The organism is Bartonella sp. AU18XJBT (assembly GCF_028618595.1).
Classification (GTDB): domain Bacteria; phylum Pseudomonadota; class Alphaproteobacteria; order Rhizobiales; family Rhizobiaceae; genus Bartonella.
Genome location: NZ_JAQITE010000039.1, coordinates 1 through 11,333, shown reverse-complemented (window position 1 = coordinate 11,333; position 11,333 = coordinate 1). Strand labels below are relative to the sequence as shown.

The window sequence follows — 11,333 nt, the reverse complement described above, 5'->3', positions numbered from 1 at the left end:
GAACATGAAGAGAATGCCTTGAGAGAATATGAATTCATTTATGACACAGAAGTCACAAGATGCGGGTTTATTCCACACCCAAAAATGAAAATGGCAGGTGCAAGTCCTGATGGGTTCATTGGAGAGGACGGCTTAGTTGAGGTCAAATGCCCACAATCAACCACGCATTTGCGCTTCTTTATATATGACGAAATCAAGCCTGAATATATCGCACAGATGCAATTCCAAATGGCGTGCACGGGGCGAAAATGGTGTCATTTCATGAGCTATAATCCAAACTTTGTAGGCAGATCTACTGGTTTGAGAATGAAAATCAAACGCGTCAACCGTGATGAGCAATACATTGAAGAGATTAATAAAGCGGTCGAAATCTTTTTAGGGGAAATAGAACAAGAGATGGAAAAGATTTTGGCAAAAGCCGCTTAAACCTATGGGGGTGCTCTCTCCTCCCAGCACCCCCACCCATTTAAGTAATAAGTAATATAAAAATAGAAAGGTAATGAGATGATATTTGATGATGGCGATAGATATGTAACAACCCGTGAATGTGCACAGCTTTTTAGTGTATCAACCACAACGATTCGCAATTGGGTGCTTCAAGGGGAATTTCCTCAACCTTATAAACTGGGGAGAGCTGTAAGATGGAGAAAAAAGGAGATCTTAGCCTTCACTCCAAAGAAAAATAGGGAACAAATAACAACAAATTAGGTAAAATTATATAAACCGTAAAGGGTGGTCTAAAAGGTGGTCTGAAAACAGCTATTTAAAGAAAAAATCTATATATTTCAATGTGCTAAAAGAAAAAAGCGGTGCCGCATGCCGGATTCGAACCAGCGACCCCATCATTACGAATGATGTGCTCTACCAACTGAGCTAATGCGGCATAGGTTTGTAAGTCAATGAGACAAAACTAATTTGATGGTAATAGCTAAAAGTACGTATAAAAGCAAGAATGCATTTTTTCAATAATTTATAAAATATGATAATAATTTGAAGGAGAAGTATGTAAAAGTCAGAGAACAGTATTCTTTGAGCTTAATGCTATAAACGTTTTTCAATTTACGATAGCACTCAAATTAAGAAGCTGGGAGTGTAGATCTTTAGAATGGAAAATGATGTCAAGATAATTCAGTAAAGATAAAAACATTTTCTGATTCTTAAGAAGGAAATTTATTGAACAAGTGATTAGGAAAATAAAGATCATCACAACCCCTTTATAATGTGCAAATAAGGTGAGTAGAGTTGGTTGAAAAATTACTTCTCATTTTTATGGGAAGAAAAAGGGGAGAGGGTTAATAAAATTAATTACGTTTTTTTATTTAAGATGGATTAAGAATCAAGTCAGATGAAGATCGGCTGATAGAACTAGAAATGAAGCTAGTTTACCAAGAAAAATTCATTGAGGAACTTTCTCGAGTGGTAACTAATCAATGGAAAAGTTTGGATGAGATATCTAAAAAGTTGATGTTTTAGCGAGACGATTTTCAGATTTAAAAGAATAGAGTGTTATTGAAGTTGTTATTTTACTATTTTCTTAATAGGAGAAGGTGCTTAAAATTTTTTTCTAGTAATAGTCTCTTGGATTTTTTTTAGATGTAATAGGGTGGATATCGCAATGGGAGGAAGGTGCGAAATGTTCTTTATTACAATTGCAATTATTTACAGATTAGTTTTTATTTAACGCATTTTGTTAGACTTGTAGAATAATTTTTATAAACTTCTTCATTAGTTTTAAGAAGTTCCAATCTTATAAGGAGTGCTGATATTAGAAGGCGTTTTTTATATGGGGTTTCTAGTACTAAAATTAAGAAAAGTTTTTGTAGAGTATAAATAAGCAGCCATAGAAAAATATATGAACTTCAATATTTGAAGTTTTTTCTGTACAGAGTTTTCTTATAGATGGGAGTTAGATTTATTCGCTAATTTTTTTTAATTGATATAAATGAAGTGATGTTATCGTTATCTATAGAAATCATAAGTGAGCGCATATATTTATAATAAAGCGTTTTAATCCGTTCTGATGATCAAGTGATTTTCAGTTGTTTTAATAGGGTGAGGTGCTCTAAGCGGTATCGGTTGTATATAGTATAAAGAGCTCTAGAAGTCTTTTTCAAGATTAAATGTATTCTTCGTTATATGTATATGATATTTTGTGAAAAGGTTTTTGTTTTTCGTAATTTAAGATACAAAATACTATTGCTAAAGCACCAAAGATAGACCATGCTGGTAAATAAGTGAGAATAATGCAAATTGAGGATAGAAAATCAGGCATTACCTTGCATAGAGATTGATTAAGGTGATAGACATCTGTTTGCAGAAGGTTTATTAAAATTTTATTAAGGGGGGTTGTTGTCCAATGTGATGTGATTACAGAGTGTACGGTATCAATGACCAAAGCTATAATGGTTAGTGTAACAAAAATGAAGGACATTAATTTAAATAAAGAGTGGGGCATATTTTTTCTTAAAATTTCAACGGAATATACGTATAATGCACAAAAAAATAAGGAGTTGCATTATGATAAGAAAATAAGTCTACGTTTGTTTTGTGTTTTTTGAAAGAGGTGCCTAATTTTTCGATAAAAGTTGAGTTAGGTTCAACAGAAGTAGTGAAGCATGATGTCTGAAAAAAAGCACGAGGAATTGAAGCGTAGCCTTCAAAATCGCCATATTCAAATGATTGCTTTGGGTGGCGTTATTGGGACAGGACTTTTTTATGGGTCAACCGAGGCAATTCAATTAGCTGGTCCCTCAGTCATTTTATCTTATCTTATCGGCGGGCTTATTATGTATTTCATTATGCGAATGCTTGGTGAAATGTCAGTAGAAGAACCGTCTTCAGGAGCATTTAGTTTTTTTGCTTATAAATATTGGGGGAGATTAGCTGGTTTCATAACAGGTTGGAATTATTGGTTTCTTTATATTCTTGTGAGCATGGCTGAACTTACAGTGATAGGGTTTTACCTTGATCATTGGATTTTGATTGATCATTGGAAGGCATCTTTCATTGTTCTTTTATTTGTTACATTCGTTAACTTGTTTAATGTTCGTTTTTATGGAGAATTTGAATTTGCTTGTGCTTTGATTAAAGTGGCTGCTGTTATTGGTATGATTATTTTGGGAATTTTTCTCATCGTCACTGGACTAGGGGAAAAACAAGCGAATATTAATTATCTTTGGGACTATGGCGGTTTTTTCCCTTATGGAACAGCAGGGGTTGTTTTAGCGACTTCTGTAGTAATGTTTTCTTTTGGAGGAACAGAGCTTATTGGTATTGCTGCTGGAGAGGCATCTAATCCACAAAAAACAATTCCAGCGGCTATCCGTCAAGTTATGTGGAGAATTATAATTTTTTATATTGGTTCTATCAGCGTTATTATGATAATCAGCCCTTGGAATATGATTGGAAAAAATGGGAGTCCATTTGTTACAATTTTCGAGACTATAGGAATTCCTGCAGCTGGCCATATTTTGAATTTTGTGGTGATTATGGCTGCTATTTCTGTTTACAATAGTGGCATTTATTCTAATGGCCGTATGCTTTATAGCTTAGCTGTACAAAAAAATGCACCACATATTTTTAGTAAACTAAGCGCTGCTCGTGTTCCTTATATTGCTATCCTTTTTTCATCACTCTGTACGGTGTTGATTGTCGTTGTTAATGCTCTTGTTCCTGATAATAGTTTCATGCGGATCATGGCTCTTGCAACTGCAGCAGCAGTGATTACTTGGGCTATTATTGTTATTGTTCATTTGAAATTTCGCAATGCACATAGGAACAGAAAAGGCAACTTTACTTATGCTTTTGGTTTATATCCTTACGCTAACTATCTTTGCCTCTGCTTTCTTGCTTTATTATTTTGCATTATGTTTATCAGTGGTTTTGGGCAAAATGGATTGATGACTCGACTTTTTGATATGATAGGAATAAGCGTGCCTTTTCTTGAAACATATATTCCTGTACAGATGCCTGATATGAGTTTGGCAGTCATTATTATTCCTCTATGGTGCTTATTATTACTTTTAGGTTATAAACTGAAACGATAGAGAAAGAAGAGCTAATAAAAGGGATTGATTGGAATAAATCTTGGGGACTATAAAATTTGATGAGGTAACACAAGTTTTTGGTGATTTGTGTGTTTTAAAAAATATTACTGTACAGCTTACCGAAAAACGAATTGCTGTTATAGGTGCAAATGGTTCTGGAAAAAGTACATTTGTTCGTCTTATTAATGGACTCCAATTACCATCTCACGGTTTTGTAAGCGTTGATGGGCTTGATACCAAGCGCGATGCAAAAGCAGTAAAGCGTAAAGTTGGATTTGTATTTCAGAATCCCGATAATCAGATTGTTTTACCATTAGTTGAAGAGGACTTATCCTTTGGTCTCAAAAATTTAAAGCTTAATAAAGATGAAATTAAGGAGCGTGTAGATGAAATTTTACAGCGCTACGAACTTCAAGATTTCAGAAATCACGCTGTTCATTTGTTAAGTGGTGGGCAAAAACAACTCGTTGCTATTTCCGGTGTAGTTGCAATGAAACCAGACTACATTATTTTTGATGAACCGACGACATTACTTGATTTGCGAAATAAGCATCGCGTTACGCAAGTGATAGAAGAATTACCACAAACGGCAATAGTTGTATCGCATGATTTGGAGTTTTTGAAAAAGTTTGATAGAGTGCTGGTTTTTGATAAGGGGGAGATAGCAATTGATGATGTACCTTTTGTTGCTATCAAGGAGTATATAAGAAGAATGTCATGATCGGTTTATATATTCCAAGCGATACGTTTATTCATAGGTTAAGTCCTGGAGTTAAGTTATTAGTTCTTGCGGCGTGTGGAACTTTTATAATAATGCTTTCTTCCATAGCGCTTCTTGGGTTATTTTTGTTGTTGGTCATCTTATTCTACGGAGTTGCCAAGATCCCTTTCAACACTGCGATAAAGCAATTTAAATCGATGGGATTGCTTTTAGTTCTTCTATTTGTATTTCAAGCTATTTTTAGCGGTTGGCTTACGGGGGTTGAGGTTATATTACGTCTTGTTATCCTCTTTTCTTTATCATCACTTATTTCATTCACAACAAAAGTTTCAGATATGGTGGATGCAATTGAAGGCGGGCTTCAGCCTTTTTGCTGTTTTGGTATAAATCCATCGAAAGTGAGTATGGTTATCTCTATGGCGATCAGGTTTATTCCTCTTTTGAGTGAAAAGTTTAATGAGGTACATGAAGCACAGCAAGCACGGGGACTTAATACTAACATTGTCGCTCTTGCGATACCTTTAATTATACGAACCATAAGAATGGCTTCAGAAGTGGCTGAAGCATTGGAAGCGCGTTCTTATGATGCTGATACTATTGATACAGCATCTCATAATAATCAAAGTTTTTTATAGTGAAAGAAGAATCAAATGAATACAAAAGATTTAGTTTATATTGCTTTATTTGCCGCTATTTATGCTATTTTGGGCCTTTTCCCTTCTATTTATCTTCCTTTTCTTCTAGGGGTACCTATTACGGCTCAATCGATGGGACCGATGCTAGCAGGGTCTATACTTGGGGCAAAAAGGGGTGCTTTAGCGTCACTCCTTTTTCTTGTTCTTGTTGCGATTGGATTACCTCTGTTGCCTGGTGGTCGCGGTGGAATCAGTGTCTTTTCAGGAATTGCAAGTGGTTATTTAATAGGTTTTCCATTTGCTGCATTTTTTATTGGTTTAATGGTAGAATTGTTTTGGCAGCGGTTAAATTTTATAACATTATTTGTGATAAATACTGTCGGTGGCATTGGGATAGTTTATTCTTTTGGGGTTCCATGGACAGCGTATATGACCAAAGTCTCTTTACTGAAGGTTTTAATGGCTTCATCAGGTTTTTTGATAGGCGATTGTTTAAAAGTATTGATTGCATCCTTTGTTGCACTCGCGATTAAAAGATCTGTTCCTCTCATTCATTCAAAGCATAATAAGATAAAATAAATGTATTATTTTGTTATGCTGTTATTATATGATATTCATGTATCACAATAAGTTTACTGAATTTAACCATAGTAATCTATGATGTAATTAAACATTGTAGAATCTAATGTGATTTATATAAGTGATATTATTAAAATAAATTATTATAGTATTTTTCTCTATATCTAAGGCATTTAAAGTGTAATTTTATAAATACGATAATTTTTATTAATTATACAACAATAACAAAAGTTTTCTCATAGTGAAATAAGAATCAAATGAATACAAAAGATTTAGTTTATATTGCTTTATTTGCCGCTATTTACGCCGTTTTGAGTCTTTTTCCTCCTATTTATCTTCCTTTTTCGTTGGGTGTCCCTATTACAGCTCAGTCTATGGCTCCGATGTTAGCAGGCTCTATACTTGGAGCGAAAAGGGGCGCTTTAGCATCACTTCTTTTCCTTGTTCTTATTGCTATTGGGTTACCTCTATTGCCTGGTGGTCGTGGTGGAATTAGTGTTTTTTCAGGAGTTACGAGTGGTTATCTGATTAGTTTTCCATTTGCTGCATTTTTTATTGGCTTTATGGTAGAATTGTTTTGGCAGCGGTTAAATTTTATAATATTATTTGTGATAAATACTGTGGGTGGGATTGGGATAGTCTATTCTTTTGGAATTCCATGGGTAGCTTATATGACTCAGGTTCCTTTGTTGACAGTTTTTATAAGTTCATTAGGTTTTTTGGCTGGTGGTTTCTTGAAAGTGCTGATCGCATCCTTTGTAGCGTTGACCATTAAAAAAAACGTTCCTCTCATTCATTCGGAAAAAGGGGCAGTTCTGTACTGAAGAACAAGTTTTTCAAATGTATGTAGATTAAAAAGCACCACGGAATACCATTCTGTTTTGTCTACTTTTTATTGACATTTTTATCTATATAGCTCTCAGAGGTAGCCATACGAAAATTGAGTATTTCGGCACTAAAATTCATTTTGTTCCCTTCATGAGTAACCCCTAAATAGCCAAGTAATATCATTTTATTCAACATACTTGTAAGTTTTATTTGATTTGCATAACGCCTTAGAATGGTTGATTATTTTTTATATTTTCAGTTAATTAATCACTAATTTTAAAAGTATTAAATTATATTAATTGTACAAAAACATGGATAATTCAGTATTCATTTAAAACTTTTGATGTATATAATACCCTTATAAGTGTGTTAATATAAGGTATAAAAATAAGATTTAAATGGGGTGAAACTAAAACAAAAAGTAATCTTAAAAAGCACCATTTAAGTTTTGAAATAGCTGCAGGTGTTTTTTCAGATCCATTCTCCATAGCTAAACAAAACCGTATTGAAAAGGAGAGTATGGTTAGCAAGCTTTAGGGCTCATGGATGGTTTTTATTACTATTCATAGCGCATACTGTCCATGACGATAAAGATGGCATAGAGGTAATTCGTATTATTTCAGCACGGCAAGTCAATTTGAAAGAGAGGAAACGTTATAAAGAAGAAAGTTCGTTATGAAATTGAGTAGGTAACTTATCGCCTATGACAGATGAACAGAGAGTTGAAATTGATAAATTGGCTGTAACACCAAATAAGGATTTTCACAGCTTATCTGTAAACATATTTATGTCCTGTAGGAAAGTTATGATCTCAATTTCTTAAATTATTTTCTGATATAAAAACACAAACTACCTTTTAGTTTTTTCAGTATTTGCTTTTCTTTTAATAGCAAAGTTTCCTATTGCACCCAGTTACTTTTAAGACTTTAGTTAACCTCGTCTATGATTTATCTATAGTTGATGCTAGCTTTAAACGTAGATCTCCATAATCCCAAACTCTCGCTTGTTTGATACCCAAATCCTCCTTTCAAAAAAGCCCATAGCACGGGCAAACCTTTCATAAAGATTAAAGAAAAGTTCTGTTATTTCAAAAATACACGAAAGGAACTCTCAACTGCCGCAATATTTTTTGCGCTGACGCTGGCTATTCGTGTTTTAAAAAACAAATATTTTGAAATTTGCGTATCCTAAAATCCTTAATTTGTATTAATGGATTTATTTACTTTATAAATTTGATACTATAGAGCCATTTTGGCTTTTAGAAATACATTGTACATTAATTTTTTTAATCACTCTTTAAATGCATATCCAATCCAAAAATGATCAGCACTTTTCACTATTTTGCCATTCAATGCGCTTAAAGCCTTTAAAATATTTAATGACTTTTCTTTCAGCGGTTAGCTGGTCAAAATATTCCCGATCAAGGTTTTTGTGAAAGTGTGTTGCACCAGCCCCCGATGCTTCAGGAACAGATTTTTTAAACCGTGCCGTGATAATATCTTTTGCTGCATCAACACCAACAATATAGAGATTGATCTGTCCTTTGTTGTTTCTACTTGGACAGCGCGGCCATACCGCACGCCATCCCGCTTGCCCCTTAATCCCCCAGATACGGCGTCCCTCACGCGGGCGCACATAATTATAAACCGCCTGTGTGTGTTCACCACCGGTATCAATACAAGCAGCCGTTATCTTGATGCCGTCTTTGTAACCTAGATGCGGCCAGCGTCTTGTAAGATATTCATCCAATTGGTCCCATACTTCAAAAGAAGAGGGGTCACCAGGAATGACGTGATAATCAATATGCCAGCTTTCTTCACTGCGTCCCCATCCCACCACTTCAAGTTCTAACCGGTCATTTTGCACATCAATGTCCGCTGTCAACAACACGGCTTGTTCTGGTGCCAGGGAATAATCTTCACGTTTTGCATAGAGGCTATCAGGGGCAACAACTTCGCCTGTTCTGTCTTCCCGTGGCTCTCCAAGCACTATCGAATGATTTCACAGAACACACAATCGAAAAGGGAATGATTGTTACGATTGCTGATCCTAGCTTTGATAGGAACAGTGAGAAAGTTGATAGCAATGGAGAAACTTCAATTAGTAATACAGTTAAAGATGGTGGAAAGCTCTCCATTTATAACGGTGGTTTTAGTTTGTACACGACAATTCAAAGAGGCGGTATTGAGCTTATCAGAACGCAGGGGCTTTCACAGGATAGCACAGTTAAGAGAGGGGGAAAGCAAAAGGTTGAAGATGGGGGAAGGGCTGAAGGGGGCAAAATTTACGGTGGTGAGCAGTTTGTTTCAGGAAAGTCTGATATCAAAGGTGAGATGGTAAGGAGTAGCGCTTATGACACTGTCGTTTCTGGTAAAAATGGAGTGCTAGGATACCAGAATGTGTACGGTTGACATTCGGTATAATATCAAAAAACGCAATAAAGTCAATAGTTTGTGTGAAGTTATTTTATATGAATCCACTCAAGAATCCACACTTTTATGCATGATTCATTTGACCATTTTTTAGATAAGATTGCCATGTATGAATAGAGCATAAAAAGCTAATCATGATGCTAATATTATAACGCATGTGTGTATTCAAATGAAATGAAAAGCAGCTGTCATTCATAACAGTTTATAAATTTTATGATACATTTTTATCACTCAAAAATCGCATTGTTTGGAATTTTCAATAACATACGTTTAAAGATCACATCTTGTTTTAATGATTGGATTGTTAACAGCATAAAGAACAAAATTATTGGTCCCCAAAATTGGGAAGCATAAAATCTATATTTATTATAGCAATATCTTATCATCTATTAGAGGATAATCGTTTGAAACTGTCATAAGCTTATAGGTTTTAATTCATAAGGGCGCATAAAGGATTTAGAGATAAGATTGATTTTAAAGCGCTTACTAAAAATTTAGAAAATGATAGGCAGGCAATTATACAGACACTCTCATCACAACAAGTGTGAAATCAAAAGCCTTTTTAATGAATAAAAGCAAGCTATCAAAAAACGTTTTAAAAGTTATCGTTTAAAAATACAAAGCCAAATAGGGTCGATCCAAATTTGGATTGAGCAATTTTAGCTTTCCTTTTAGATAAGCAAGCAAAATTCAAAACCATTGTAAAATCTAAACGCATAGGGTTTTACTAAATTTTTAGTAAAATAATGCTGTTTAAAGAATGCTCTATTCTAAAGTTAACGTCTCCAAAATTGGGGTGGTTAAGATTGCCAACTCAAAATTGAGCCGGCTAATTTTTAAAGAAATTAGGTTTTAATGAAAAGTACAAATACGCTTATGAGAAGCTTTCTAAATGCACGTTTAAACGTTTGAAACTGATGCTTTATAAGCTTGTTATTCTTTCCATTTACTTAAGAACATTTTCTCTTTTGAGTAAACCTAGGCTATAGCTTTCACAGCAGAGCAAAATTTTGAAAACCTTACATTTTATAAAAGCGGTTGTTTATTGTTTTATGAGAGATTGTTTTGAAAACCAATGCTTGTAAATGTAAAAACCGTTTTGTTAAAGCTACCAAGCGTTTTGATTTGTTTGATACGTTTGATAGCAATGAAAAGCGTTTATAGGCTCTCTTATTCAAATGAGTGATTAAAGATCATACGCATCGTTTACGTTTCTTTTGATAACTTATCATATCTCTCATAGATCGCTTGCAATATGATACGTTTTGTATACATGCATTCATTACTCCATGTAGGTGATTAATTTTAATCATTAGAATCAAAATTTGAAAGCCGCGTCATATCAATTGGCACGGCTTTCTTTTATTTTACTCTCTCTTTTATGATATGTTTATTAGCAATGCATCTTATATGCGTTTATAACCATAGAGAAGGCACGCCCCCATGCGTGTTTTATTCTGTTTTATCAGTTATATTGACAAGCTTATCGCTTTCATACACCTCACAATTTTTTGGAACCAACCTTACTTTGCTTTTTTATTGATTTTTGCATTGCCTTCAATTTTTGCATTATCAAAAACACTAGCGTAATCACAGACTGTAGCGTGATCAGAAACATGAGCATTATTATAAACACAAGCCTTATCATAGACCCAGCAATTACCATCATGAGAGAGGTTATCTTCATTTTCAATAAAGCCCCCTAAAGTACCTGCTTTAACATCAGCAAAGTCTTTTAATGCTTTAATGCGATAAAGGGTATGATTACCAAATACACGTGTCTCATTTGTGAGTGCAAACTTCTTTTGCATGGCACAATTCCTTTATAAAGAGATTTAAATTTTTAAATGAAATGTTTAAAAGGGGGCGCCCCCGCCGCGCCCGTGTCTTATTTACGCAGCGTCTTTTATAGACTGGTCATTATAGACAATTTCTTTATTACAGACTTCAATATTATTACGAACCCAAGTGTCACCTTTAATGACCGCATTGCGAAAAATCTTTACATTTGCAAAAATACAAGCATATCCGGAAATTTTCGCATTATCATAAATCTTTGTATCATTAAAAACACAAGCGTAATAATGAACGC

The 11,333-nt window shown here is 34.4% G+C and carries 9 protein-coding genes, 1 tRNA gene and 3 pseudogenes; 9 read left to right on the top strand and 4 right to left on the bottom strand.

The genetic code is table 11. From position 1 onward, the window contains the following. Nucleotides 1-426, top strand: a 426-nt coding sequence (locus PVV60_RS08385) for a lambda exonuclease family protein (RefSeq protein ID WP_273724239.1), incomplete at its 5' end; no start/stop codon positions are given. A 78-nt stretch (nt 427-504) separates the two neighbouring features. Beyond that, the gene (locus PVV60_RS08380; protein ID WP_007347214.1) at nt 505-708 is read left to right on the top strand and encodes an AlpA family transcriptional regulator; all 204 of its coding nucleotides are present in this window, start codon (nt 505-507) and stop codon (nt 706-708) included. Between the two features lie 102 nt (nt 709-810). Here the strand turns inward: PVV60_RS08380 and PVV60_RS08375 are convergent. Next, nucleotides 811-883: transfer RNA gene (locus PVV60_RS08375), tRNA-Thr, on the bottom strand. A 488-nt stretch (nt 884-1,371) separates the two neighbouring features. Here PVV60_RS08375 and PVV60_RS10795 point away from each other — a divergent pair. From PVV60_RS10795 to PVV60_RS08345, 6 genes are all read left to right on the top strand, one after another. Then, nucleotides 1,372-1,473 carry a SlyX family protein gene (locus PVV60_RS10795; RefSeq protein WP_404977304.1) on the top strand — a complete coding sequence of 34 codons (102 nt, stop codon included), beginning with the start codon at nt 1,372-1,374 and terminating at the stop codon, nt 1,471-1,473. Nucleotides 1,474-2,618: 1,145 nt separating this feature from the next. After that, nucleotides 2,619-4,046 (top strand): amino acid permease, encoded by a 1,428-nt coding sequence (locus PVV60_RS08365; RefSeq protein WP_273724236.1) that lies wholly within the window; start codon nt 2,619-2,621, stop codon nt 4,044-4,046. Between the two features lie 40 nt (nt 4,047-4,086). Continuing rightward, complete coding sequence (locus tag PVV60_RS08360; protein WP_273724235.1) at nt 4,087-4,767, top strand: energy-coupling factor ABC transporter ATP-binding protein; 681 nt, start codon at nt 4,087-4,089, stop codon at nt 4,765-4,767. Further along, the gene (locus PVV60_RS08355; protein WP_273724234.1) at nt 4,764-5,402 is read left to right on the top strand and encodes an energy-coupling factor transporter transmembrane protein EcfT; all 639 of its coding nucleotides are present in this window, start codon (nt 4,764-4,766) and stop codon (nt 5,400-5,402) included. Before PVV60_RS08360 ends, PVV60_RS08355 begins: the two co-directional genes overlap by 4 nt. 15 nt (nt 5,403-5,417) lie before the next feature. Further along, nucleotides 5,418-5,981, top strand: a complete 564-nt coding sequence (locus PVV60_RS08350; protein ID WP_273724233.1) for a biotin transporter BioY — start codon at nt 5,418-5,420, stop codon at nt 5,979-5,981. Nucleotides 5,982-6,238: 257 nt separating this feature from the next. Next, entirely contained in the window at nt 6,239-6,805 is a 567-nt protein-coding gene (locus tag PVV60_RS08345; RefSeq protein ID WP_273724231.1) for a biotin transporter BioY, read from the top strand. A gap of 1,333 nt (nt 6,806-8,138) precedes the next feature. On the opposite strand, the pseudogene PVV60_RS08335 reads toward PVV60_RS08345, so the two are convergent. Then, a pseudogene (locus PVV60_RS08335) lies at nt 8,139-8,798 on the bottom strand (terminase gpA endonuclease subunit); the annotation flags it as partial. Nucleotides 8,799-8,836: 38 nt separating this feature from the next. Here PVV60_RS08335 and PVV60_RS08330 point away from each other — a divergent pair. Then, a complete protein-coding gene (locus PVV60_RS08330; protein ID WP_273724229.1) occupies nt 8,837-9,220 on the top strand; it encodes a hypothetical protein in 384 nt (127 codons plus the stop codon). Between the two features lie 1,550 nt (nt 9,221-10,770). Here the strand turns inward: PVV60_RS08330 and PVV60_RS08325 are convergent. Then, nucleotides 10,771-11,052, bottom strand: a pseudogene (locus PVV60_RS08325) (hypothetical protein); the annotation flags it as partial. A gap of 81 nt (nt 11,053-11,133) precedes the next feature. Continuing rightward, nucleotides 11,134-11,333, bottom strand: a pseudogene (locus PVV60_RS08320) (hypothetical protein); the annotation flags it as partial.

Excerpts from the sequence above, each read along its gene's own strand:
- PVV60_RS08350 (WP_273724233.1), top strand. The coding sequence starts at position 5,418 with ATGAATACAAAAGATTTAGTTTATATTGCTTTATTTGCCGCTATTTAT.
- PVV60_RS08355 (WP_273724234.1), top strand. The coding sequence starts at position 4,764 with ATGATCGGTTTATATATTCCAAGCGATACGTTTATTCATAGGTTAAGT.
- PVV60_RS08330 (WP_273724229.1), top strand. The coding sequence starts at position 8,837 with ATGATTGTTACGATTGCTGATCCTAGCTTTGATAGGAACAGTGAGAAA.
- PVV60_RS10795 (WP_404977304.1), top strand. The coding sequence starts at position 1,372 with ATGAAGCTAGTTTACCAAGAAAAATTCATTGAGGAACTTTCTCGAGTG.
- PVV60_RS08345 (WP_273724231.1), top strand. The coding sequence starts at position 6,239 with ATGAATACAAAAGATTTAGTTTATATTGCTTTATTTGCCGCTATTTAC.
- PVV60_RS08365 (WP_273724236.1), top strand. The coding sequence starts at position 2,619 with ATGTCTGAAAAAAAGCACGAGGAATTGAAGCGTAGCCTTCAAAATCGC.
- PVV60_RS08380 (WP_007347214.1), top strand. The coding sequence starts at position 505 with ATGATATTTGATGATGGCGATAGATATGTAACAACCCGTGAATGTGCA.